Annotated in this window: 21 protein-coding genes and 1 riboswitch; of the genes, 7 read left to right on the plus strand and 14 right to left on the minus strand. The window is 66.7% G+C overall.

Annotated elements, in window-relative coordinates; translation table 11 throughout:
* Positions 1-969 precede the first annotated feature (969 nt).
* The 3 genes from ACXAGF_RS10615 (at position 970) to trmFO (ending at position 3110) form a co-directional block, all read left to right on the plus strand.
* Positions 970-1113 carry a DUF1127 domain-containing protein gene (locus ACXAGF_RS10615; protein ID WP_475016824.1) on the plus strand — a complete coding sequence of 48 codons (144 nt, stop codon included), beginning with the start codon at positions 970-972 and terminating at the stop codon, positions 1111-1113.
* A gap of 312 nt (positions 1114-1425) precedes the next feature.
* Positions 1426-1569 (plus strand): DUF1127 domain-containing protein, encoded by a 144-nt coding sequence (locus ACXAGF_RS10620; protein ID WP_475016825.1) that lies wholly within the window; start codon positions 1426-1428, stop codon positions 1567-1569.
* A gap of 125 nt (positions 1570-1694) precedes the next feature.
* Complete coding sequence (gene trmFO / locus ACXAGF_RS10625; RefSeq protein WP_475016826.1) at positions 1695-3110, plus strand: methylenetetrahydrofolate--tRNA-(uracil(54)-C(5))-methyltransferase (FADH(2)-oxidizing) TrmFO; 1416 nt, start codon at positions 1695-1697, stop codon at positions 3108-3110.
* Between the two features lie 10 nt (positions 3111-3120).
* Here the strand turns inward: trmFO and ACXAGF_RS10630 are convergent, their stop codons facing one another.
* The 5 genes from ACXAGF_RS10630 to yajC form a co-directional block, all read right to left on the minus strand.
* Entirely contained in the window at positions 3121-3573 is a 453-nt protein-coding gene (locus tag ACXAGF_RS10630; protein ID WP_475016827.1) for a hypothetical protein, read from the minus strand.
* Between the two features lie 162 nt (positions 3574-3735).
* Positions 3736-4623, minus strand: coding sequence for a phytoene/squalene synthase family protein (locus tag ACXAGF_RS10635; protein WP_475016828.1), 888 nt, complete (start codon positions 4621-4623; stop codon positions 3736-3738).
* 30 nt (positions 4624-4653) lie between these two features.
* The gene (locus ACXAGF_RS10640; RefSeq protein WP_475019259.1) at positions 4654-5040 is read right to left on the minus strand and encodes an Mth938-like domain-containing protein; all 387 of its coding nucleotides are present in this window, start codon (positions 5038-5040) and stop codon (positions 4654-4656) included.
* Positions 5041-5042: 2 nt separating this feature from the next.
* A complete protein-coding gene (gene secD / locus ACXAGF_RS10645) occupies positions 5043-7544 on the minus strand; it encodes a protein translocase subunit SecD (RefSeq protein WP_475016829.1) in 2502 nt (833 codons plus the stop codon).
* A 93-nt stretch (positions 7545-7637) separates the two neighbouring features.
* On the minus strand, positions 7638-7973 hold the full coding sequence (yajC, locus tag ACXAGF_RS10650) for a preprotein translocase subunit YajC (RefSeq protein ID WP_475019260.1): 336 nt from the start codon (positions 7971-7973) through the stop codon (positions 7638-7640).
* Between the two features lie 195 nt (positions 7974-8168).
* Between yajC and ACXAGF_RS10655 the strand changes: the two genes are divergently transcribed.
* The 4 genes from ACXAGF_RS10655 (at position 8169) to gcvP (ending at position 13811) form a co-directional block, all read left to right on the plus strand.
* Positions 8169-9035 (plus strand): ATP-binding protein, encoded by an 867-nt coding sequence (locus tag ACXAGF_RS10655; protein ID WP_475016833.1) that lies wholly within the window; start codon positions 8169-8171, stop codon positions 9033-9035.
* A 154-nt stretch (positions 9036-9189) separates the two neighbouring features.
* Positions 9190-9290, plus strand: a riboswitch (glycine riboswitch).
* A gap of 141 nt (positions 9291-9431) precedes the next feature.
* Positions 9432-10571 (plus strand): glycine cleavage system aminomethyltransferase GcvT, encoded by a 1140-nt coding sequence (gcvT, locus tag ACXAGF_RS10660; protein WP_475016834.1) that lies wholly within the window; start codon positions 9432-9434, stop codon positions 10569-10571.
* Positions 10572-10587: 16 nt separating this feature from the next.
* Positions 10588-10950 carry a glycine cleavage system protein GcvH gene (gene gcvH, locus ACXAGF_RS10665; RefSeq protein ID WP_475016835.1) on the plus strand — a complete coding sequence of 121 codons (363 nt, stop codon included), beginning with the start codon at positions 10588-10590 and terminating at the stop codon, positions 10948-10950.
* Positions 10950-13811 carry an aminomethyl-transferring glycine dehydrogenase gene (gene gcvP / locus ACXAGF_RS10670; RefSeq protein WP_475016838.1) on the plus strand — a complete coding sequence of 954 codons (2862 nt, stop codon included), beginning with the start codon at positions 10950-10952 and terminating at the stop codon, positions 13809-13811. The genes gcvH and gcvP overlap by 1 nt, the downstream gene beginning before the upstream one ends.
* A 105-nt stretch (positions 13812-13916) precedes the next feature.
* Here the strand turns inward: gcvP and ACXAGF_RS10675 are convergent, their stop codons facing one another.
* The 9 genes from ACXAGF_RS10675 to ACXAGF_RS10715 all read right to left on the minus strand — a co-directional run bounded on the left by ACXAGF_RS10675 (position 13917) and on the right by ACXAGF_RS10715 (position 23372).
* Positions 13917-15752 (minus strand): sensor histidine kinase, encoded by a 1836-nt coding sequence (locus ACXAGF_RS10675; RefSeq protein ID WP_475016839.1) that lies wholly within the window; start codon positions 15750-15752, stop codon positions 13917-13919.
* A 236-nt stretch (positions 15753-15988) separates the two neighbouring features.
* A complete protein-coding gene (gene sufA, locus ACXAGF_RS10680; RefSeq protein WP_475016841.1) occupies positions 15989-16381 on the minus strand; it encodes a Fe-S cluster assembly scaffold SufA in 393 nt (130 codons plus the stop codon).
* Between the two features lie 96 nt (positions 16382-16477).
* Complete coding sequence (locus ACXAGF_RS10685; protein ID WP_475016843.1) at positions 16478-16858, minus strand: SUF system Fe-S cluster assembly protein; 381 nt, start codon at positions 16856-16858, stop codon at positions 16478-16480.
* Between the two features lie 10 nt (positions 16859-16868).
* Positions 16869-18110 (minus strand): cysteine desulfurase, encoded by a 1242-nt coding sequence (locus ACXAGF_RS10690; RefSeq protein WP_475016844.1) that lies wholly within the window; start codon positions 18108-18110, stop codon positions 16869-16871.
* Between the two features lie 13 nt (positions 18111-18123).
* Complete coding sequence (sufD, locus tag ACXAGF_RS10695) at positions 18124-19398, minus strand: Fe-S cluster assembly protein SufD (protein WP_475016846.1); 1275 nt, start codon at positions 19396-19398, stop codon at positions 18124-18126.
* A 20-nt stretch (positions 19399-19418) separates the two neighbouring features.
* Positions 19419-20174: a Fe-S cluster assembly ATPase SufC gene (sufC, locus tag ACXAGF_RS10700; protein WP_475016848.1), complete on the minus strand. Its 756-nt coding sequence runs from the start codon at positions 20172-20174 to the stop codon at positions 19419-19421.
* 12 nt (positions 20175-20186) lie between these two features.
* Positions 20187-20552: a cupin domain-containing protein gene (locus ACXAGF_RS10705; RefSeq protein ID WP_475016850.1), complete on the minus strand. Its 366-nt coding sequence runs from the start codon at positions 20550-20552 to the stop codon at positions 20187-20189.
* Positions 20552-22021 carry a Fe-S cluster assembly protein SufB gene (gene sufB / locus ACXAGF_RS10710; RefSeq protein WP_475016852.1) on the minus strand — a complete coding sequence of 490 codons (1470 nt, stop codon included), beginning with the start codon at positions 22019-22021 and terminating at the stop codon, positions 20552-20554. Before sufB ends, ACXAGF_RS10705 begins: the two co-directional genes overlap by 1 nt.
* Positions 22022-22157: 136 nt before the next feature.
* Positions 22158-23372, minus strand: a complete 1215-nt coding sequence (locus tag ACXAGF_RS10715) for a cysteine desulfurase family protein (protein ID WP_475016853.1) — start codon at positions 23370-23372, stop codon at positions 22158-22160.

Below are 23372 nucleotides of genomic sequence, written 5' to 3' on the forward strand. Positions count from 1 at the left end.
AATTTGCCCCGGCCAACGCTTGAAACCCTGCCCCGGCGCCAACATTTACTGCCGAAACCCCGCCCCACGGCAGGAAAACCAGCCACCGGCCACGACATGCGCCACGCGCATATCAAACATGTTCATATTGCACTGCACAAAAGCAAATTGTCGTACTATATTGAAGTCATCGGATCGGGAATGATCCGAAGCCGCAGAAAACCAGGGCGCCGATGTAAAGCGTGGCGACCGGAAGCGGCGGCGAGGTGGCACTGGCCAGCCACCCGGACATGACCGTCCGGAAAGGCCCGGTAGCCGACAGGCGGCCGACAGAATTCGGAGCGGCGCACTCCTCCTCCCAGCGCCTCTCCGATACGATTGGCAACACTCCTCCTCCCAGTTGCCAATCACTTCAAATGACGCCCGCCGGATCTCCTCCCCCGGCGGGCGTTATTGTTTGCGCATGACTGTGCGGCCGGAACGCGGCGACATGCGACGGTGAATGCGCCATCCTCCTGATTTAACGCAGGAAATGCTCAAATTTTCGGCACTCCCCGCGCCCTGACCAGGCAGCCCTTGCGTTTATGCATGCGTGGTATTCGCCACCTGCCCTTCAACCGCAGCCGCGCCGTCCTTATATTGTGATTCATCAGTCGGGCGACGCACTCCTCCTCCCAGCGAAACCCGACGCGATTGGCGACATCCTCCTCCCAGTTGCCAATCAGGATCGACGCCCGCCGGACCTCCTCCCCCGGCGGGCGTTTTGCTTTGCAGCATCAATCAAGCATAGCTCGCCGCCGCCAGCCTTCTGGTGGCGCGATTTTGGTCAGATTTTTGCCGATTTTTTTACTTGACATGCGCAAATCGCATGACTGCCATTCGGCTTTATCTCTGTAAATGCTCCGGCTCGCGGCCTATATTCCGGTCATCAGATGAGGGCCGGCGCCGCACCGCGGCAGCCGACCGCAACACCCAGGAAAGGGGTCAGACATGAACCTTGCACGCTCGTTCAACAATTGGCGCAAGTACCGCCAGACCGTCACCGAACTCGGCCGCATGAGCGACCGCGAACTGAACGATCTCGGCATCGGCCGTTCGGACATCCCGTACGTCGCCCGCCAGGCCGTAAAGTAACCCGGCATCGGTCCCGACGGGATCGAAAAAACGCCTTCCGGAAACATCCGGGGGGCGTTTTCTTTTTTTGCCTGCCGCATAGAAGCGAGCCCACCGCCTCGCGCATGCCGAGCCACGAGAACCCGGCAATCTGCCTACGCAAGCGGCATGCCCGGGTCGCGCCGGTCCACTGCCCTTAAATTACTCATCGCAATGCACAAATGCATGGCAGCTGCATTTTCTTTGCACTGCACATTGACCGGGAAGAGGCGTAGATAAGCCTCAACAACCGAGGACGAGGAAGTCCCGGTCAACCCCATCGGAGAGATGACCATGAACCCGATCCGCATTGCCAAGAACTGGATCAGCTACCGCCGCACCCTCAACGAGCTCGGCAACCTGTCCAACCACACGCTGTCCGACATCGGCCTGACCCGGCACGACATCCGCAACATCGCGGCCCGCTCGTTCCGCTAAGCAGCCGATTTCCGACGCAGCGGCCGGAAACGGAAACGCGCGAGGAGACTTCAAACGGCACCATCCGGTGCCGTTTTTGATTCCGGCGATTGGAACCGCCCCGGCAGCGTGATATGCACCCGCCCATGACGAATACCACTTCCCTCTCCCCCATCCATGTCGTCGGCGGTGGCCTTGCCGGCAGCGAAGCCGCGTGGCAGATCGCCGAGAGCGGCATCCCGGTGATCCTGCACGAGATGCGCGGCGTGCGCGGCACCGATGCCCACAAGACCGACGGCCTGGCCGAACTGGTCTGTTCCAACTCCTTCCGCTCCGACGACGCCACCAGCAATGCCGTCGGCGTGCTGCACGCCGAGATGCGGCTCGCCAATTCGCTGATCATGCGCGCGGGCGACGCCAACCAGGTGCCGGCCGGCGGTGCGCTGGCGGTCGACCGCGAGGGCTTTTCCGCCGCGGTGACGGCCGCGATCGAGGGCCACCCGCTGATCACCGTGGTCCGCGAGGAAATCACCGCGCTGCCGCCGGAAGAGTGGGACCAGGTGGTCATCGCCACCGGGCCGCTGACGGCGCCCGGCCTGGCCGAGGCGATCCGCAATCGCACCGGCGCCGACTCGCTCGCCTTCTTCGACGCGATCGCACCGATCGTCCACACCCATTCGATCGACATGGACGTCTGCTGGTACCAGTCGCGCTACGACAAGGTCGGCCCCGGCGGCACCGGCAAGGACTACATCAACTGCCCGATGGACGAGGCGCAGTACAACGCCTTCATCGACGCCCTGCTCGCCGCCGACACCGGCGGCTTCAAGGAGTGGGAGGGCACGCCCTACTTCGACGGTTGCCTGCCGATCGAGGTGATGGCCGAGCGCGGGCGCGAGACGCTGCGCCACGGGCCGATGAAGCCGATGGGCCTGACCAACGCGCACAACCCGACCGTCAAGCCGTACGCGGTGGTGCAGTTGCGCCAGGACAACGCGCTCGGCACGCTCTACAATATGGTCGGCTTCCAGACGAAGCTGAAATACGGCGCCCAGGGCGAGGTGTTCCGGATGATCCCCGGGCTTCAGGACGCCGAGTTCGCCCGGCTCGGTGGATTGCACCGCAACACCTACCTGCAGTCACCGATCCTGCTCGACCGCACGCTGACGCTGAAGGGCCGGCCGGGCCTGCGCTTCGCCGGCCAGATCACCGGCTGCGAGGGCTATGTCGAAAGCGCCAGCATCGGTTTGCTGGCCGGGCGCTTCGCCGCCGCCGAACGCCGCGGCACGACGCCGGCGCTGCCGCCGGAGACGACCGCCTTCGGCGCTTTGCTGAACCACATCACCGGCGGCCACATCGTTTCCGACGACGAGCCCGGCAAGCGCTCGTTCCAGCCGATGAACATCAATTTCGGACTGTTTCCGGAGCTCGAGCCGGGCGCGATAGCAAGACCGGAGGGGGTGAAGCGGTTCCGCGGCAAGGAAAAGGCCCTGGCCAAGAAGCAGGCCACAGCGGCGCGGGCGCTGGAAGCCTGCCGGCAGTGGCTGCAGGCCTCCGCGTGAGGCCCGCGCATCAGCGCTCGGCGTAGCCGGCCGGCGATTCGTCGAGGTCGGCCGCCGGCAGCAGGCTGCCGAGCAGCCAAAGCGACACCTCGGCCGCCTCGCCGCTGGTGCGGAACTCGAAATTGCCGTTCTCGTGCGGGTGATCCACGAACTCCAGGCTCACGCCGCGGCCGCTGGCGCTGTTATGAACCCGCACACCACCCGGCTCGATCAGATGGCTGACGAAATGCTGGCCGCGGGCCCGCATGCAGCCGACCCGGCCGTCGTGCAGGCGCAGGAACACGCCGTCGCCGGCAGCCGTGCTGATCACCTCGCGAATCGCCTCGTTTGGAAAGGCCCGGCCGAACTCGAGGATCGCTGCCCCCGTGTCGCTCTCCGTTTGCGGCCCCTCATCGCGCCGCTGGGCCCGCATGAAGATGACGCCGGCGAGAAAGAGGCAGGCGATGACGATGGTCCAGATCATGTTTGCTTCCCCGGGGAACGCGCATCGGATAGGGCAGTCTAGACCGCTTGGCTTGCGCCAGTTTGACGTGGCGTGCGACCGGGCCGGGAAATCGCAGCATGGCTGTTGCGGCGGGACACTGCGGCACGCCGGTGACAACGGGCGCGCGGCTGGCCGGCGGCGTCAGAAACGGCCGGTGCGCAGCGCGCGCCACATCCACCACTGCCGGCGCCACTGCGCCGGCACGACCGCCTTCTCCAGCGCATCCGCGCCTGCCTTCTCCGCGAGGTCGAAGACATGCGGCGTGATCGCGACCGGAAGAAAGGCGGCGCGGTTGCCCGGCGCGATCGCGGCCGCAGCGCGCGCCTTTCGCAGGTGCTCGCGGCCGAGGCCGGCAAACGCCTCGACGGTGCGGGCGGCGCGTTCTCGGTCCTTGCCGGCCAGCAGGCCCTCGGCGCCGAGCCCGGTGGCGGCCAGGAGGTCGCCGGGGATGTAGACCTGGCCGCGGCGGCGATGCAGCGGCAACAGCATCAGCATGCCGGCAACGGCCTGGGCGACGCCCGCATGGCCGGCGGCGTCCGCGGTCTGCGCGGCGCCGGCCGGATCGAGAACGAGGCTCGCCAACTGGACGAGTGCCGATGCGGTCTCTCCGGCATATCCCTCCAGCGCGCCGCGGTCCGGCATCGGATCGTCATAGAGGTCGAAGATGCGCGCCTCGATCATGTCGGTCAGTACGGCTACGGGAAGTCTGTGCTCGGAGACGCAGCGCAGCAGCCCCGCGGCCAGTGGATTGGCGCCCGCATCGCCCTCGCCGCGCCCCTCCAGCGTATCGCGCCACCACTGCAGGCGGATCTCGCCCGGCAACGGCTCGTGCACGACGTCGCGGATTCGCGCGATTTCGGCGTTGAAGGCATAGAGCGCGGCCAGCGCCCCACGCTTGTCCTCGGGGGCGAGCAGGCAGGCCAGGTAGCGGTCGCGGTCGGTATCGCGCAAGGCCGCAAGGCAATGGGCGTAGGCCGCCTCGGCGGGAGGCCTCGTCTGGTGCCCTTCGACTGGATGATCCTGTTGCATGGAGTTCGCCCGGATGTCGCCCAACGCGGCCTAGACCGCGATCAGTGCGGCCGCAACCGCACGCGATTCGGCCAGCATGACGTTGAAGGTGCGCACCGCCGCGCCGGTCGACATGGGATCCGACCTGATGCGGTGCTCACGCAGGACCGCGCGCAGATCGCTGGACAGCGGCCTGATCTCCAAACCGGTGCCGATGAGCAAAACCTCGATCTGTTCCGCTTCGGCGAGCACGCGCTCGAGGTCGGCCGCGCCCAGGCCCTGCGCATCCTGCCTGTCCCAGCCATAGATGCCCGAGGGCAGGCACAGCACGGAGCCGCGATGCGACATGTCGGCGAAACGGAAGCCGCCGTTGCCATAGGCGTCGATGGGCGCACGCCCGGGAAAATGCGCCTGTCGGATTTCGATGCCCTTGGCCATGGTCATGCCTTTTCTGCCGGACGTCCGCTCGCCCCTGGACGGTAGCGTTCAGGCCTGAGCCCGAACAGGATCAGGACAGGCCCGGCAATATAGATAGAAGAGAAGGTGCCGACCGCAATGCCGAAGAACATCGTCACGGCAAAGGCCCGGATGACGTCGCCGCCGAAGAGTGCGAGCGCGGCGAGCGCGATCAGTGTGGTTGCGGCCGTCAGCACGGTGCGCGACAGCGTCTGGCTGATCGCCGCATCGATCAGAAGCGGCAACGGCATCTGGCGGAACCGGCGCAGGCTCTCGCGGATCCGGTCGTAGACGACGATCGTGTCGTTCAGCGAATAGCCGGCGATGGTCAGAAGCGCGGCGACACTGCCGATGTTGAACTCCATCCGGGACAGCGCGAAGAGGCCGACCGTCAAGAGAAGGTCGTGCAGGGTGGCGACGACCGCCCCCACCGCGAACTGCCACTCGAACCGGATCCAGACATAGGCGACGAGCATCAGGATCGCCGCGATCATGCCGAGCGTCGCCGCTGCGGTCAGATCACCGGATACCGAGGGACCGACGACCTCGACCCTGCGGATGTCGTAGTCGGCCTCGAGCTCGGCGCGCGCGACCAGCGCCGAGGTCTGCTCGGCGTTTTCGCCGCCGCCTTGCGGCGGAATCCGGATCGTGGCACTCGCCGGATCCTGTCCGGCACGCACGACGACGTCGCCGAGATTGGCCTCCTCCAGCCGTCCGGCGATCGATGCCGCATCGGCCACGCCCTCTCTCGCCCGAACCTGGAGCAGCGAGCCGCCGGTGAAGTCGATGCCGAGGTTCAGCCCGTTCACCAGCAAGAGCAACACCACGCCGATCGACACCAGCGCGTTCGCCGAGAAGACATAGTTGCGGATCGCCATGAAGCGCAGGTGCAGGCCGCCGAACAGGCCGGTGCGAATGCTTCTCGGCAGGCGCGACAGGCCCCGCCAGGAGACCCAGCGCCAGGCGAGCCAGCGGGTCAGCGTGAACGTGACGAAGACGGTGGTGACGAGACCGATGCCGACGATGACGGCGAAACTGCGCATCGGTCCCGAACCGAGGAAATACAGGACCAGGACGGCGACCATCGTCGTCGCCCCGGCGTCCGCCACCGGCGCGAAGGCGCGCGAAAAACCGGCTGCGAGCGCATCCGGCAGGCGGCGGCCGGCCTCCGCCTCCTCGCGCATGCGCTCGAAGATCAGCACGTTGGAATCGACGGCCATGCCGATCGTCAGCACCATGCCGGCCATGCCCGGCAGCGTCATCACCGTGCCCGTCAGCGCGACGACGGCAAGAACCAGCAGGAGGTTGAACACCAGCGCGATCGCGGAAATGGCGCCGAAGGCACCGTACCAGCCGACCATGAAGAGGGTCACGGCAATGCCGGCGACGGTGACGGCGACGAGCGCCGAGCGCGCCGAATCGCGGCCGAGCACGGGCTCGATAGAGCGTTCCTCGACCACCGTCAGCGCGGCCGGCAGCGCGCCGCTGCGCAGCACGGCGGCGAGGTTGGCCGCCCCCTGCGCGTCAAAGTCACCGGAAATCTCGCCGCGGCCGTCGGTGTCCGGCGAGAACACGACAAAGGCCGTCAGCACCTGGTCGTCGAGCAGGAGGGCGATCGTGCGCCCGAAATTGCCGGCCATTGCCTCCGCCAGCCGGCGCGTGCCGTCAGGGTCGAGCCGGTAGGCGACCGCCGCGGCGCCACCGTCCTCGCCCGGCACCGCCTCGGCCGCGGCGATATCGGCGGAGGTGAAGATGCTCGCCCGGCGCACGAGATAGCCGACCGGCGGCTCACCAAGCGTGTAGGCAACCTGTGTCCCGGCCGGAGCGCCGTTCTCCAGCGCCTGCTGCAGGGCGGAATTGTCATAGACCAGGCGGGCGGAAAATTGTCCGCGTTGCGACAACACGTCCTTCAAACGCTGCGGGTCGGCAAAGCCCGGAACCTGGAGCGCGATGCGATCCGGTCCCTCGCGACTGACCTCTGCCCCCTCGCCGCCGATCTCCCGGACCCGCCGGCGCACCACCTCGACGGCGGCGGCCACCGCCTCGTCCTGTGCCCGGTCGATCGATTCCGCTGTCAGTTCAAGGCGGATCAACCCGTCCGGCTGGGTGGCAACGCGCGTGCCGTCGACGGCGGCGGCAAGCACCATGCGCGCCTCCTCGGCGCGGCCCGCCTCGGTGATGCGGACGGAAACCCTGCGCCCCGATCCGGAAAGCCCCGCATAGGGGATCTGGGCCTCTCTCAGCGCCCGCCCGGTGGCGTTGACGACAGCGACCAGCCGGTCGGCTTCGACATCCGTTCGCTCGACCTTGAGCACAAGGCCGGCGCCGCCGCGCAGATCGAGACCGGCGGTCAGCCGGCCGAACGGCGATGATGCCGGAAACACGGCCCGGGCCGCGTCCGGCAGCAGGCCGGGCGCCAGAACGACAAGGCTCGCCGCGACGGCGAGCCAAGCAAGAACGGTCTTCCAGCGGGCAGGTTGCAGCATCACACTCTCGAAATGCCCCGCACGCTGCGGGCAGGAAAGCCGAGGATGACGTCCGGCGGGCTTGCAGCCCCCGAGCCGGACGCAAGGATCATATCATTCCTTGACCGGTTCGCCCTTGACGCGAACTTCCGAGACGCCGCTGCGCACGACGCGGAGCTTGATGCCCTCGGCAACCTCGACTTCAAGTTCCTTGTCGTCGACGACCTTGGTCACCTTGCCGACGATGCCGCCGCCGGTCACCACCTGATCGCCGCGGCGGATGTTCTTCAGGAGTTCCTCGCGCCGCTTCATCGCGGTACGCTGCGGACGGATGATGAGGAAATACATCACAACGAAAATAAGAAGGAACGGCAGCACCGACATCAGCAGATCCGCACCACCCGGTGCGGCAGCGGGCGCCGTCTGGGCAAAAGCCTCGGTAATGAACATTGAAAACTCCTCGAAACGGGAAGCGCCGGCCAAGAACGACCCGACGCAGTCGGCGCGAATATAGGCAAGCGCCGCGTGAATGCAACAACGCGGCCCGGATACCGCCGGAAATTCAGGCATTTCTCTCTTTTCGCCCTGCCCCGGCCGTGCTACCGCGCCTGGAAGAACAGCATTGCCGAGCAGGGAGTGAGGACCGTGGACGAACAAACGCTAGCGCTCTTGAACGAAATCGCAGGCCTGCGCCTTGCGCTCGAGCGGCTTGCCGGCCCGCCGCCCGCCGAAAACGACTGGGATGCGGCCGACTGCTTCGTCTGGGCGCCGGCGCGGCAGTTCCTCCAGCCGGTGCCGCGGCCGAACCGGATCGACCTGAAGCTGATCCGCGGCGTGGACCACGTGCGCGACATCCTCGTCGACAACACGCTGCGGTTCGCCAAGGGGCTGCCGGCCAACAACGTGCTCCTGTGGGGGGCCCGCGGCATGGGCAAGTCGTCGCTGGTCAAGGCCGTCCACGCGGCCACAGCCCAGGCGACCGCCGTGGCGCTGAAGCTCGTGGAGGTCCACCGCGAGGATATCTCCACCCTGCCGGCGCTGATGGAGATCCTCAAGAGCGCGCCGGCTCCGGTCATCGTTTTCTGCGACGACCTGTCGTTCGACCACGACGACACCTCCTACAAGTCGCTGAAGGCGGCGCTCGACGGCGGCGTCGAGGGCCGGCCGGACAACGTCATCCTCTACGCGACCTCGAATCGCCGGCACCTGCTTCCGCGCGACATGATGGAGAACGAGCAGTCCACCGCCATCAACCCGTCGGAGGCGGTGGAGGAGAAGGTCTCGCTGTCGGACCGGTTCGGGCTCTGGCTCGGCTTCTACAAGTGCAGCCAGGACGATTACCTGCAGATGATCGACAGCTATGCCGACTATTTCGGCCTCGACGGCGACCGCGCCGAGATCCACGCCGAGGCGCTCGAGTGGGCGACGACGCGCGGCGCGCGTTCGGGACGCGTCGCCTGGCAGTTCATCCAGGATCTCGCCGGCCGCCTCGAAAGGCCGCTGGCGAAGTAGAACGGGCCGGCCCAGCGGACCCCAACCGCCCGCGCGCACCGCACCCCGTCCGGCCGCGCCACTATTGAAATGCGCGCACGAGCAGCGGCGACAAAAATTTGCTCAGCCGCGACGCGTGCTCTTGCCAAAAATACACGGACGCCGTTATGTGGCGATGACCTCGCTGGGAGAAACCGGCCACCCGAGACGGGCTTGGCCGGTGCCGAAGGAGCAACCGCCCCGGAAACTCTCAGGCAAAAGGACCAGCAAGGTGCCGACAGGACTCTGGAGAGAGGCGCGCAAGCGCCCGCCGAAGGGATAACAATCTCAGGCGAAGGGACAGAGGGGGCTCACGAGAACGGCGCCTGGCGCCGAGGATGAGCCGGCGCGCAAGCGCCAAGAGACTGGAGGGCGCCTTTGGACGTGACGTCTGAGCTTAACAAAACCCCGTTGCACGACCTCAACACCTCGCTTGGTGCCCGCATGGTGCCGTTTGCGGGCTACGAGATGCCGGTGCAGTTCCCGGCCGGCGTGATGAAGGAGCACCTGCACACCCGCGCCGCCGCCGGGCTGTTCGACGTGTCCCACATGGGCCAGATCGTCGTTCGCGCCCGTTCCGGCGTCAACGCCGAGGCGGCCCGCGCCCTGGAAGCGCTGGTGCCGGTCGATGTCGTCGGCCTGGCGGAGGGCCGCCAGCGCTATGCGATCTTCACCAACGAGAGCGGCGGCATCCTCGACGACCTGATGATCGCCAATCGCGGCGACCATCTGTTTCTCGTCGTCAACGCCGCCTGCAAGGAAGCCGACTTCGCGCACCTGCAGAAGCATCTCGGCGAAAGCTGCGAGGTGACCATGCTGGACGGCCGGGCGCTGATCGCGCTCCAGGGGCCCCGGGCCGAGGCCGTGCTCTCGGAATTCTGGGCCGACATTGCCGGCATGCGCTTCATGGACGTGCGCGCCTGCGACCTGCACGACATCGACTGCATCGTCTCCCGCTCCGGCTATACCGGCGAGGACGGGTTCGAGATCTCGATCCCCGCCGACCAGGCCGAAACGCTCTGCCGACGCCTGCTCGACCATCCGGACGTCATGCCGATCGGCCTCGGCGCCCGTGATTCGCTGCGGCTCGAGGCCGGGCTTTGCCTCTACGGCAACGATATCGACACCACGACCACACCGGTCGAGGCGGCGATCGAATGGGCGATCCAGAAGGCCCGCCGCGGCGGCGGCGACCGCGCCGGCGGGTTTCCCGGCGCCGACGTCATTCTCGGCCAGTTCCGCGACGGCGCCGCCCGCCGCCGGGTCGGCCTCGCCATCGACGGCAGGGCGCCGGTGCGCCCGCCGGCCAAGCTCTATGCCGACGCCGCGGGCAAGGTCGAGGCCGGTCACGCCACCTCCGGCGGTTTCGGCCCCAGCATCAACCAGCCAGTGGCGATGGGCTACGTCGACACGAAGCTCGCCGCGCCTGGCACCCAGCTCTTCGCGGAGGTGCGCGGCAAGTTGCTGCCCGTCACCGTAAGCGCCCTGCCCTTTGTCCCGAACACGTTCAAACGCTGACCAGAAAGGCCCGCACATGTTGAAGTTTACCGCAGAGCACGAGTGGCTGAAGATCGACGGCGACGTCGCCACCGTCGGCATCACCACCCACGCCGCCGAACAGCTCGGCGACCTCGTCTTCGTCGAACTGCCCGAGGTCGGCGCGACCTTCGAGAAGAACGGCGACGCCGCCACGGTCGAATCGGTGAAGGCCGCCTCGGACGTCTACTGCCCGCTCGACGGCGAGATCGTCGAGGTCAACCAGGCGATCGTGGACGATCCCTCGCTCGTCAACAGCGACCCGCAGGGCGCCGGCTGGTTCTTCAAGCTGAAGCTCGCCAACACCGCCGACGCGGACTCGCTGCTCGATGAAGCCGCCTACAAGGAGCTTGTCGGCTGATGAACCTGCCCAAGGACTTTACCTTCACCGACTACCGGCCCTACGACTTCGCCAACCGCCGTCACATCGGCCCGTCGCCGAAGGAGATGGAGGCGATGCTGAAGGTGCTTGGCTATGACAGCCTCGATGCCCTGATCGACGACACCGTTCCGGCGTCCATCCGCCAGGAGAAGCCGCTCGAGTGGGGCGCGGCGATGACCGAGCGCGAGGCGCTGGACAAGCTGCGCGAGACCGCCAACAAGAACACCAAGCTCGTCTCCCTGATCGGCCAGGGCTACTATGGCACGATCACGCCGCCGGTGATCCAGCGCAACATCCTGGAGAACCCGGCCTGGTACACCGCCTACACCCCCTACCAGCCGGAGATCAGCCAGGGCCGGCTCGAGGCGCTGCTCAACTACCAGACCATGGTCTGCGACCTGACCGGGCTCGACATCGCCAACGCCTCGCTGCTGGACGAGGCGACCGCCGCCGCCGAAGCCATGGCCGTGGCCGAGCGCGTGGCGAAGTCGAAGGCGAAGACGTTCTTCGTCGACGAGAACTGCCATCCGCAGACGATCGCGCTGCTCAAGACTCGCTCCGAACCGCTCGGCTGGTCGGTCAAGGTCGGCGACCCGGCCAAGGATCTCGTTGCGACCGAGGTGTTTGGAGCGATCTTCCAGTATCCCGGCACCTACGGCCATGTACACGATTTCACCGACGTCATCGCAACGCTGCACGCAGCCGGCGCGATCGCGGTCGTCGCCGCCGATCCGCTGGCGCTGGCGCTGCTGAAGTCGCCCGGTGAGATGGATGCCGACATCGCCATCGGCACGACCCAGCGCTTCGGCGTGCCGGTCGGCTACGGCGGGCCGCACGCCGCCTACATGGCGGTCAAGGACGCCTACAAGCGAAACATGCCGGGCCGCCTCGTCGGCGTTTCCGTCGATGCGCGCGGCAACCGCGCCTATCGCCTGTCGCTGCAGACGCGCGAGCAGCACATCCGCCGCGAGAAGGCGACATCGAACATCTGCACCGCGCAGGTCCTGCTCGCCGTCATGGCCTCGATGTACGCCGTCTTTCACGGACCGCAAGGCATCAAGGCGATTTCGCAGAGCGTGCACCAGAAGACGGTCCGTCTTGCCAAGGGGCTGGAGAAGCTCGGCTACACCGTCGAGCCGGAGGTGTTCTTCGACACCATCACCGTGCATGTCGGCAAGCTGCAGGGCATCATCCTGAAGGCCGCGGTGGCCGAGGAGGTGAACCTGCGCAAGATCGGCGACGACCGGATCGGCATCAGCCTCGACGAACGTTCGCGGCCGGTGACGCTGGAGGCCGTGTGGCGCGCCTTCGGCGGCGACTTCGATGCCTCGGAGTTCGAGTCCGACTACCGCCTGCCGGCCAACCTGCTGCGCACCAGCGAGTATCTGACGCACCCGATCTTCCACATGAACCGCGCGGAAAGCGAGATGACCCGCTACATCCGCCGGCTGGCCGACCGGGACCTCGCGCTGGACCGCTCGATGATCCCGCTCGGCTCCTGCACGATGAAGCTGAACGCAACGGCGGAGATGCTGCCGATCACGTGGCCGGAGTTCGCCGAGATCCACCCCTACGCGCCGGCCGACCAGGCGGCGGGCTACCGCCACCTGATCGACGACCTGTCCGAGAAGCTCTGTGCCATCACCGGCTACGACGCGATCTCGATGCAGCCGAATTCCGGCGCGCAGGGTGAGTACGCGGGGCTGCTGACGATCCGCGACTACCACATCGCCAACGGCCACGTCCATCGCGACGTGTGCCTGATTCCGACCTCGGCGCACGGTACCAACCCGGCATCGGCACAAATGGTCGGCATGCGGGTCGTGGTCGTCAAGGTGAGCGACAACGGCGACATCGACATGGATGATTTCCGTTCAAAAGCAGAGCAGTATAGCGAAAACCTCTCGTGCTGCATGATCACCTATCCCTCGACCCACGGCGTGTTCGAGGAGAACGTGCGCGAGATCTGCGAGATCGTTCACCGGCATGGCGGCCAGGTCTATCTCGACGGCGCCAACATGAACGCCATGGTCGGCCTGGCCCGGCCCGGCGACATCGGCTCGGATGTCAGCCACCTGAACCTGCACAAGACCTTCTGCATCCCCCATGGCGGCGGCGGTCCGGGCATGGGACCGATCGGCGTCAAGGCGCATCTTGCGCCCTTCCTGCCGAAGGACCCGCGCGCGGGTGAAGCGGGTGCCGTTTCCGCCGCCCCCTTCGGTTCGGCCTCGATCCTGCCGATCTCCTGGAGCTACTGCCTGATGATGGGCGGCGAAGGCCTGACCCAGGCGACCAAGGTGGCGATTCTCAACGCCAACTACATCGCCGCGCGGCTGAAGGGCGCCTATGACGTGCTCTACAAGTCCGCCAAGGGCCGGGTGGCGCACGAGTGCATCATCGATACGCGCCCGCTCGTCGACAGCGCCGGCGTCACCGTCGACGACATCGCCAAGCGCCTGATCGACTGCGGCTTCCATGCGCCGACGATGAGCTGGCCGGTGGCCGGCACGCTGATGATCGAGCCGACCGAATCGGAGACCAAGGCCGAGCTCGACCGCTTCTGCGATGCCATGCTGGCGATCCGCGAGGAGGCCCGGGCGATCGAGGACGGCCGCATGGACAAGGTCAACAACCCGCTGAAGAACGCGCCGCATACGGTCGAAGACCTGGTCGGCGAGTGGGATCGGCCCTACACCCGCGAGCAGGCCTGCTACCCGCCCGGCGCCTTCCGCGTCGACAAGTACTGGTCGCCGGTCAACCGGGTGGACAATGTCTATGGCGACCGCAACCTCGTGTGCTCCTGCCCGCCGCTGGAGGAGTATGCCGAGGCGGCCGAGTAGGCCACTTGCCCCGGACCCCGGCCACCACGGCTGGGGTTCGCCTTTGGGACCGTCGCTGTCCGCCCTTGCCGGCGGAACGCAAACAGGAAACCAGCCGGTGCCGGCCTAGCGGTTTGGAAGGGTGACGATGAAGCGCGCCCCGGTGCTGTAGCCGGTGTCGAGCATGATCGTGCCGCCGTGGCTTTCAACGATCCGCCTGGCAAGAGCGAGCCCGATCCCGGTGCCGGAATACCGGGTCTCGTCGCGATGCAGCCGCCGGAAAAGCTCGAACACCACCTCCGCATGGGCGGGATCGATGCCGATGCCTTCATCCTCGACAATGACGCGGACGGCCTCCGACGAGCAGTCGCCATAGACGCGAACCCTCGCCGTGGTGTCGGGTCGGCGGTACTTGACGGCGTTGCCGATCAGATTCTGCATCAGCCGGCGCAGCAGTTCCGGATCGCCGCCGACCGATGGCAGAGGCTGGACAACCACCGAGGCGCCGCTTTCGCGGATGTGGGCGTCCAGCAGCGACAGCGCGTCGGCGACCACCGTATCGAGGGATACCCGCTCGTAGCGCCGGATCTGGTAGGCAATATGCGAATAGTCCAGCAGACTGTCCACCAGCCGCTGGATGCGACCGGCCGCCTCGCGCACGTAACGCGCATGCGACACGAGTTCGTCGAACCGGCCGTCCTTGACGTCGTCCGTGATCATCTCTGCGAACGAGGCGATGTGCCGAATCGGCGCCTTCAGGTCGTGCGAGACGGTGCCGGTGAACTGGTCCAGGGCCTCGTTCTTCTGCTGCAGTTCGCGCGCCTGCTGTTCGAGCCGCTGGTGCTGGCGCTTCGATTCGGTGATGTCGCGGCCGACGGCGACAAACTCCACCGGCTTGCCGCCCTCGAAGCTGGCGATCGCCGTCCACAACAGCCACCGCTCTTCGCCGTCGACGCTGGCATAATAGAGTTCGCGCGAGCGCACCGGCGTATCCGGCGCATACCGGCTCAGCGTATCGACCGCATCCGCCTGCGCCTCGGTGCGGGCCATGCCGCGCAGGTTCGTGCCGACCAGCTTTTCCGGCGTGGTGCCGTGAAATGCGGCAAAGCGCTCGTTGGCGAACTGGATCACCATGTCGCCGTCGGTGCGCACGATCAGGTCGGGCAGGATCTGGTTCAGCTTGGCCTGCTGCCGCTGCCTGTCATCCAGCGCCTGCTCGGCGCGCTTCAGATCGGTGACGTCGATGCGCAGCCCCACGACCTCGCCGTTCTCGGTCAGGTGGCTTTCCGAGCGGATCCAGCGGCCGTCGCCGTACTGGAACACCTGCGGCGCGCTGTGCTCGCGGTGATGGCGCAGCCGGTCCTGGACCCAGGCCTCCGCCGCCGGCGTTCCCTCGGCAACGCCCGGATAGACCCCGGCGCGCAGGTTGGCGCGGACGATGCTTTCCATCGTCGCCCCGACCCGCACCGCGTCGCGGGCCGCCAGGCAGCGGTCGCGAAACGCCCGGTTGAACATCAGCAGCCTGTCGTCGCGATCGAAGATCGCCAGCCCCTCGGGCACCGCGTCGAGCGCGGAAAAGATCCGGTCGCCGCGCAGGATCTCCTCGCCATGGCTTCCGCCCGACTCCAGATTGCGCAGCATCAATGCGTAGCCGCCACCGCCGGCGGCGTCGGCGAGGGCCAGTACATGGGCGCTCGCCTCGAACACTGACCCGTCAAGCCGGCGAAAATGCAGCACGTGCGCGTGACCCTGCTCGGATTGCGACAGGCTGCGCAACAGCGAGGGCAGATCCGGCTCGTCCAAAAGGACATCGAGCGAGGCCGGGCCAGCCTTGTCCGGATCGCAGCCCAGCGCGCGGCGCCCCGCCGCGTTCAGCGTGCAGCGACCGGCATCGGCATCGGTCATGATCACCGGAATGGGCATCAGCTCGTAGAGCGCCACTGCCAGGTCCTGCACCGTCACGGCTGCCCCCACCGCTCGGGGGCCGGATCACAGGCGGAAACGGTTGCTTTCGACATGCGGCGCAAGGGGCCCTCGGGAGCGTCTCGAATACGGTCTGGCGGCGCGCGGCCCCGCGACCCGAAGGGTCGCGTCCCACGTCATCTCGCCGGCATCGGATGCGTACACGTCAAGAAAAGCCCGTCCCTTGACCTTGGTCAAGGGAGCGCGAGAAATTAGCTTACGCTACGGAAGGAATATCAACCGGCGCGCACGGTCGGGTTTCCGGCCGCCGCCAGCGCCGCCAGGTCGGCGGGCTTGAGCTCGACCGACTCGCCGCAACCGCAGGCGGAGGTCTGGTTGGGGTTGTTGAAGGTGAAGCCGGAGCGCAGCGTCGTCACCTCGAAGTCCATCTGCGTACCGAGCAGGTACAGCACCGCCTCCGGCGCGACCCAGACCCGCGCACCGCCGTGCTCGACCAGATCGTCCTTGGCATTCGGCTCGGTGACGAGGTCGACGGAGTACTCCATGCCCGCGCAGCCGCCCTTCTTGATGCCGACACGGATGCCCTTGGCATCGCCGCCGGCATTGTCGACGATCGCCTTCACGCGATCGGCCGCGGCATCGGTCAGGGTCATGATTGCAAAAGCCATGGGCCATTTCTCCTTCGCCAGCCGGGTTCAAGGCCCGACGGTTACCGAATCAAATGTAGAGGTGCCGGGTAAACGGTTCAATAGCGCGCCGTAAGCTCAGTACCAGCCGACGGCGACCTGCGCCTCCTCGGACATCCGGTCCGGGGTCCACGGCGGGTCGAACACCATCCTGACCTCGACGCCCGACACGCCCTCGACGGCGCTGACGGCGTTCTCGACCCAGCCCGGCATCTCGCCGGCGACCGGGCAGCCCGGCGCGGTCAGCGTCATGTCGATCTTCACCATCCGGTCGTCCTCGATGTCGATCTTGTAGATCAGGCCGAGTTCGAAGATGTCGGCGGGGATTTCCGGGTCATAGACCGTCTTGAGCGCGCCGACGATGTCGTCGCTGAGGCGGGCCAGCTCATCCTCGGGGATGGCCGAATTGACGATCCCCTCGCGGGCGTCGGCCTTTTCTTCCATGGCTTCGGATGACATTTCCAACTCCTCAGGCGAAGAACTTGCGGGCGTAGTCCAGCGCGTCGGCCAGAACGTCGACCTCGGCACGGGTGTTGTACATGCCGAACGACGCCCGGCATGTGGAGGTGACGCCGAACCGTTTCAAGAGCGGCTGGGCGCAATGGGTACCGGCGCGCACCGCCACGCCGGCCCGGTCGATCACCATCGACACGTCGTGCGAATGGATGCCCTCCAGTTCGAAGGCGAAGATCGAGCCTTTGCCGGGCGCAGTGCCGAAGATGCGCAGCGAATTGATCGACGACAGCCGCTCGTGCGCATAGGCCGCAAGATCCGACTCATGGGCGGCGATCGCCGCCCGTCCGACCTTCTCCATGTAATCGAGCGCGTAGCCGAGGCCGATCGCCTGCACGATCGGCGGCGTGCCCGCCTCGAAACGATGCGGAGGGTCGTTGTAGGTGACGATATCCTCCGTCACCTCGAAAATCATCTCGCCGCCGCCCTGGAACGGCCGCATCTCCTTCAGTCGCTCCGCCTTGCCATAGAGCACGCCGATCCCCGAGGGACCGTACAGCTTGTGGCCGGTCATGACGTACCAGTCGCAATCGATGTCCTGCACGTCGACAGGCAGGTGCACCGCGCCCTGGGAGCCGTCGACCAGCACCGGAATGCCGCGCTCGCGCGCGATCCGGCAGACTTCCTTGACCGGCACGATCGTGCCGAGCGCGTTCGACATGTGCGTGATGGCGATCAGCCTGGTGCGATCGGTCAGGCACTTGACGAAGTCCTCGACATTGAACGCGCCCTGCTCGTCGACCGGCGCCCAGACGAGCTTGGCGCCCTGCCGCTCGCGGATGAAGTGCCACGGGACGATGTTGGAGTGGTGCTCCATGATGGTGAGCACGATCTCGTCGCCCTCGCCGAGCTTCGGCATGCCGTAGCCGTAGGCGACCGTGTTGATCGCTTCCGTCGAGGATTTGGTAAAGACGATGTTGTCGACCGACGGCGCGTTGAGGAAGCGCCGCACCTTCTCGCGCGCGCCCTCGTAGGCGTCGGTCGCGGCGTTCGAGAGGAAGTGCAGGCCGCGGTGCACGTTGGCGTATTCGTTGGAATAGGCATGTGCGATCGCGTCGATCACCACCTGAGGCTTCTGCGCCGACGCGCCGTTGTCGAGATAGACCAGCGGCTTGCCGTGGACCTGCCGGGACAGGATCGGGAAGTCCCGGCGGATCGCCTCGACGTCGTAGGTCGGAACGGGCTTGATCTGGTTCATCTCGACAATCCGATCAGGAGTGCTTGTCCAGCCAGGCGCCGATGACGCCTTCCAGCGCCTCGACCAGCGGCTCGTCGTCCAGTTCCTCGACGATCTCGGCGACGAAGGCGTTGACCAGCATCGCGCGCGCCCTGTTTTCGGGAACGCCGCGCGCCATCAGGTAGAACAGCTGCGTGTGGTCGATGTCGATCACCGTCGCGCCGTGGCCGCACTGCACGTCGTCGGCGAAGATCTCGAGTTCCGGCTTGGCCGAGAATTCGGCCTCGTCCGACAACAGCAGCGTGTTGCACGACATCTTCGCGTCGGTCTTCTGGGCGTCCTGGGCGACGCGGATCTGGCCCTGGAACACGCCGCGGGCGCGGTCGAACACCACGTTGCGGATGACCTCGGTCGAGGTCGTGTGCGGCACGTCGTGGCCGACCGTGAATGTCACGTCGGTATGGCTGTCACCGCCAAGCAGGTTGATGCCGCGCAGCGTCAGGTCGGCCCCCTCGCCGGTCACGGCGACATGGATTTCCTGGCGCACCAGCTTGCCGCCGGCGTTGATGACGTAGAGCCGCAGCTTCGCCTCGGCCCCGAGCGAGGCCTTGAACTGACCGAGATGGATGTCGGCCTCGCCCTCGGACTGGAAGATGATCCAGGTGACCTCCGCACCGTCCTCGAGCCGTACGTCGCTGACGGCGGTAACGAAGGCGGCCTCCGTGCCGACTGCCAGGTGCCGTTCGATGACGGTCGCCTTGGCGCCCCGGCCGAAACGCACGGGGAAGCGGGTATTGACCTGGCCGCCGCTCTGGACCGACTGGATCTCGACCGGTCCGTCGACCTCGATGCCGTCGGTGAACTCGACCCCCAGCCCGTCACGCACGAACGCGCCGTTGATGCGGCCGATGGCGTCGTCCTCGTCGCGGGCGACAAGGCCTTCGGCGGCGGATCCGTCGAGAAGGTCCTCGGCAAAGCTGCGCAGCGCGATGCCCGCCTGCAGCGCCCGCACGGTGGCCTTGCCGTTGACGACCGACAGCACTGTGGAAGCCGGGACGATCGGGTCGACGCGGTCGGCGCGGGCCTCGGCGTCGAAGGCCGGCACCTCGCGCAGCAGCGACTTCAGGTCCGTGTAGTGCCAGGCCTCGATGCGGCGCGTCGGCAGGCCGGCGTTCTTCAGGTCGCTGAGCAGGGCGTCGCGGGCCAGAAGCGTCGGTCCGTCGCCCGGCAGGTCGCCGAGCTGCTCGTTATAGGCGTTGACCAGCGCGGCCTCGGCGGCGGTCAGCTTGATCCCGGCTTGGATGTTCATGGATCCGTCCTTCCCCGCGCTCAGGCGGCCGACTCGATGATGTCGGCATAGCCGTTGGCTTCGAGTTCATGCGCCAGCGTCTTGTCGCCCGACTTGATGACCTGACCCTTGTAGAGCACGTGCACCGTGTCCGGCACGATATAGTCGAGCAAGCGCTGGTAGTGGGTGATGACGACGACCGAGCGGTCGGGCGAGCGCAGCGCGTTGACGCCGTCGGCGACGATCTTGAGCGCGTCGATGTCGAGGCCGGAGTCGGTCTCGTCGAGGACGCAGAGCTGCGGCTGCAGCAGCGCCATCTGCAGGATCTCGGCGCGCTTCTTCTCGCCGCCGGAAAAGCCGACGTTGAGCGGCCGGCGCAGCATCTCCGGCGAGATCTGCAGGTCGGCGGCCGCCTCCTTGACCCGGCGCATGAAGTCCGGCGTCGTCAGCTCGTCCTCGCCGCGCGCCTTGCGCTGCTCGTTCATCGCCACCTTCAGGAACTGCATGGTGGCCACACCCGGGATCTCGACCGGATACTGGAAGGCGAGGAAGATACCCTTGGCGGCGCGCTCGGACGGGTCGAGTTCGAGAATGCTCTCGCCGTTGTAGAGGATGTCGCCCTCGGTCACCTCATAGTCCTCGCGGCCGGCGAGGATGTAGGACAGCGTCGACTTGCCGGAGCCGTTCGGGCCCATGATCGCGGCGACCTCGCCGTTCTGCACCGTCAGGTTCAGGCCGCGGATGATCTCGGTGCCGTCTTCGGCGATGCGTGCGTGCAGGTTCTTGATTTCAAGCATTGTAAGGTTCCATCAAATCGTTGCGCCGCTGGGCGCCGTAAAGGTCTGATCGACGACGTTGCCGGTGTTGCGCACGTCCGCCGGTTCGAAGATGAGGATCTCCGCCTCCTGGTCGGCGCATGTCCGGTGCTCCACGCCACGCGGAACGACCAGACAGTCCCCCGGCCGCATTTCCACGACCCGATCGCGAAACTCGACCCGGAACAGGCCCTTCCAGACCAAGAAGAACTCGTCCTCGTGATCGTGGTGGTGCCAGGGGAACTCGCCCTGCACCTTCACCACCTTCACTTCCTGGCCGTTCAGTTGCGCAACCACCTTGGGCCGCCAGTGCTCGGCGAAACGCGAGAATGCCTCGTCGAGATTGATCCTGTCGCCCATCACCCGACGCTGCCTTCCAGCGAGATGCTGATCAGCTTCTGCGCCTCGACGGCGAACTCCATCGGCAGCTCCTGGATGACCTCCTTGACGAAGCCGTTGACGATCAGCGCGATCGCCGCCTCTTCGGGAATGCCGCGCTGCAGGCAGTAGAACAGCTGGTCCTCGGAGATCTTCGAGGTGGTCGCTTCGTGTTCGAACTGGGCCGAGGCGTTCTTCGCCTCGATGTAGGGCACGGTGTGTGCGCCACAGCGGTCGCCGATCAGCAGCGAGTCGCACTGGGTGAAGTTGCGCGCGTTCTCCGCCTTGCGGTGGGTCGAGACCTGGCCGCGATAGGTGTTCTGCGACACGCCGGCGGCAATGCCCTTGGAGATGATGCGGCTCGACGTGTTCTTGCCGAGGTGGATCATCTTGGTGCCAGAGTCGATCTGCTGGTGGCCGTTCGAGACGGCGATCGAATAGAACTCGCCGCGCGAATTGTCGCCGCGCAGGATGCAGGACGGGTACTTCCAGGTGATCGCCGAACCGGTCTCGACCTGCGTCCAGGAGATCTTGGAGTTCTTGCCGCGGCAATCGCCGCGCTTGGTGACGAAGTTGTAGATGCCGCCCTTGCCGTCCTTGTCGCCGGGATACCAGTTCTGGACGGTGGAATACTTGATCTCGGCGTCATCGAGCGCGACCAGTTCGACGACCGCGGCATGCAACTGGTTCTCGTCGCGCTGCGGCGCGGTGCAACCCTCGAGGTAGGAGACGTAGGCGCCTTCCTCGGCGATGATCAGCGTGCGCTCGAACTGGCCGGTGTTCTTCTCGTTGATGCGGAAATAGGTCGACAGTTCCATCGGGCAGCGCACGCCCTTGGGCACGAACACGAACGAGCCGTCGGTGAACACGGCCGAGTTCAAGGTCGCGTAGAAATTGTCGGTCGTCGGAACCACCGAGCCGAGATACTTGCGCACGAGTTCGGGATACTCGCGGATCGCCTCCGAGATCGACATGAAGATCACGCCGGCCTTCTTCAGTTCCTCCTTGAAGGTGGTGACGACCGAGACCGAATCGAAGACCGCGTCGACGGCGATCTTGGAGGTCTGCACGCCGGCGAGGATTTCCTGCTCGCGCAGCGGGATGCCGAGTTTCTCGTAGGTCTTCAGGATCTCGGGATCGACCTCGTCGATCGACTTCGGACCGGTCTGGTTCTTCGGTGCGGCGTAGTAGTAGAGATCGTTGAAGTCGATCTTCGGATAGTCCACGCGCGCCCAGGTCGGCTCCTCGAGCGTCAGCCAGCGGCGATAGGCGCCGAGCCGCCATTCGAGCATCCAGTCGGGTTCGCTCTTCTTGGCGGAGATGAAGCGGATGATGTCCTCGGACAGGCCCTTGGGCGCCTTGTCCATTTCGACGGTCGTCTCGAAACCGTACTTGTACTGGTCGACGTCAATCTGACGGACCTGATCGATCGTTTCCTGCACAGCAGGCATGTCGTTCTCCAATCTTGCCGGATCCAAGGTCCGGCAGCTTGTCAACGTCTGGCGGGTTTCCGCCGGTTATGTAGGCGCCAGAAGGGGCTTTTCACACCTTTTGGCAAGCAAAAACTTGCGTTTCCGCAACTTTCGTTCAGGCGGCAGCAACACCCTGTCGCCGCCGCCCGGCGATCCGCGCAAAGGCCTCGAGGAAGCTGTCCGCGTCGGCTTCCGTGGTGGCCGGACCGAGCGAGACGCGCAAGGCGCCGAGCCCGGCATCGAACCCCATCGCCGTCAGCACGTGGCTGGCGCCGACCTTGCCCGACGAGCAGGCCGAACCGGCCGAGAGCGCGACGCCCTCGAGGTCGAAAGCGATCTGCCCCGTCTCGGACTTCAGCCCGGGCAGGCTGAAGAAGGTCGTGTTGCACAGCCGCGGGCCGTCCTGCCCGTGGATGATGACGTCGCCGGCAAGCTCGGCCATCTTTGCCTCCATGCGCTCGCGCAGGCCGCCGATCCGCGTGCGACGCCCTTCGACGTCGGCGACCGCCTCGCGGGCGGCAGCGGCAAAGCCCGCAAGCGCGGCCGGGTTCTCCGTGCCGGAGCGATGCCCCTTTTCCTGCCCGCCACCATGGATCAGCGGCCGCGGCATCAGCACCTCGCCGCGGGAAACCAGCGCGCCGGCGCCCTTCGGGCCGCCAAGCTTGTGCGCGGAGAAGATCAGGAAATCGGCATCCAGGTCGGCGATGGCGATCGGCAACCGGCCGGCCGCCTGGACGGCGTCGACGACCAGCAGGCCGCCATGCCGGCGCACGAGCGCCGCCACCTCGCGCACCGGCTGGACGATCCCCGTCTCGTTGTTCGCCAGCATCGTGGCCACCATGGGCAGGCCCGCCGTCGCATCATGCGCCGCAAGCAGCCGCTCCAGCGCCGCCAGGTCGACGACGCCGGCCGGCGTCACCGGAATCTCGGAGATTTGCTCCCGATCGAACCGGCCGCCCTCGCGCACAGCCGGATGCTCGATCGCAGAGACATAGAGCCGGCCGATGCGCAGCGGCGTGCGGCCCATTCGGAAATCCGGCGTCAGCACCGTATTGGCCGCCTCTGTGGCGCCACTGGTGAAGGTCACGTGCGCGGCCTCGGCACCGGCCAGCGCCGCAACGGCGCGGCGGGCCGCGTCGATCACGGCCCGGGCGGCCCGGCCCTCGGCGTGAACGGACGACGGATTGCCGACAAGGTCGAGCGCGGCGGTCATGGCCTCGCGCGCGGCGGCGGACAGCGGCGCCGTCGCGTTCCAGTCCAGGTATGTCCTCGGTCGTGCCGGCATGGCTGCGATCAGCTCCGAAAGCGCTCCAGGCAAGGCGGCGTGCAT

The organism is Mycoplana sp. ABR4_002 (assembly GCF_056159645.1).

What these genes read in the sequence shown, in the direction of transcription:
- ACXAGF_RS10615 (WP_475016824.1), top strand. Translation starts at nt 970, where the DNA reads ATGAACCTTGCACGCTCGTTCAACAATTGGCGCAAGTACCGCCAGACC.
- ACXAGF_RS10640 (WP_475019259.1), bottom strand. Translation starts at nt 5,040, where the DNA reads ATGGCCAAGGGCATCGAAATCCGACAGGCGCATTTTCCCGGGCGTGCG.
- ACXAGF_RS10715 (WP_475016853.1), bottom strand. Translation starts at nt 23,372, where the DNA reads ATGCACGCCGCCTTGCCTGGAGCGCTTTCGGAGCTGATCGCAGCCATG.
- ACXAGF_RS10620 (WP_475016825.1), top strand. Translation starts at nt 1,426, where the DNA reads ATGAACCCGATCCGCATTGCCAAGAACTGGATCAGCTACCGCCGCACC.
- secD (WP_475016829.1), bottom strand. Translation starts at nt 7,544, where the DNA reads ATGCTGCAACCTGCCCGCTGGAAGACCGTTCTTGCTTGGCTCGCCGTC.
- sufB (WP_475016852.1), bottom strand. Translation starts at nt 22,021, where the DNA reads ATGCCTGCTGTGCAGGAAACGATCGATCAGGTCCGTCAGATTGACGTC.
- sufA (WP_475016841.1), bottom strand. Translation starts at nt 16,381, where the DNA reads ATGGCTTTTGCAATCATGACCCTGACCGATGCCGCGGCCGATCGCGTG.
- ACXAGF_RS10705 (WP_475016850.1), bottom strand. Translation starts at nt 20,552, where the DNA reads ATGGGCGACAGGATCAATCTCGACGAGGCATTCTCGCGTTTCGCCGAG.
- gcvH (WP_475016835.1), top strand. Translation starts at nt 10,588, where the DNA reads ATGTTGAAGTTTACCGCAGAGCACGAGTGGCTGAAGATCGACGGCGAC.
- yajC (WP_475019260.1), bottom strand. Translation starts at nt 7,973, where the DNA reads ATGTTCATTACCGAGGCTTTTGCCCAGACGGCGCCCGCTGCCGCACCG.
- ACXAGF_RS10690 (WP_475016844.1), bottom strand. Translation starts at nt 18,110, where the DNA reads ATGAACCAGATCAAGCCCGTTCCGACCTACGACGTCGAGGCGATCCGC.
- gcvP (WP_475016838.1), top strand. Translation starts at nt 10,950, where the DNA reads ATGAACCTGCCCAAGGACTTTACCTTCACCGACTACCGGCCCTACGAC.
- sufD (WP_475016846.1), bottom strand. Translation starts at nt 19,398, where the DNA reads ATGAACATCCAAGCCGGGATCAAGCTGACCGCCGCCGAGGCCGCGCTG.
- ACXAGF_RS10635 (WP_475016828.1), bottom strand. Translation starts at nt 4,623, where the DNA reads ATGCAACAGGATCATCCAGTCGAAGGGCACCAGACGAGGCCTCCCGCC.
- ACXAGF_RS10685 (WP_475016843.1), bottom strand. Translation starts at nt 16,858, where the DNA reads ATGTCATCCGAAGCCATGGAAGAAAAGGCCGACGCCCGCGAGGGGATC.
- ACXAGF_RS10630 (WP_475016827.1), bottom strand. Translation starts at nt 3,573, where the DNA reads ATGATCTGGACCATCGTCATCGCCTGCCTCTTTCTCGCCGGCGTCATC.
- trmFO (WP_475016826.1), top strand. Translation starts at nt 1,695, where the DNA reads ATGACGAATACCACTTCCCTCTCCCCCATCCATGTCGTCGGCGGTGGC.
- sufC (WP_475016848.1), bottom strand. Translation starts at nt 20,174, where the DNA reads ATGCTTGAAATCAAGAACCTGCACGCACGCATCGCCGAAGACGGCACC.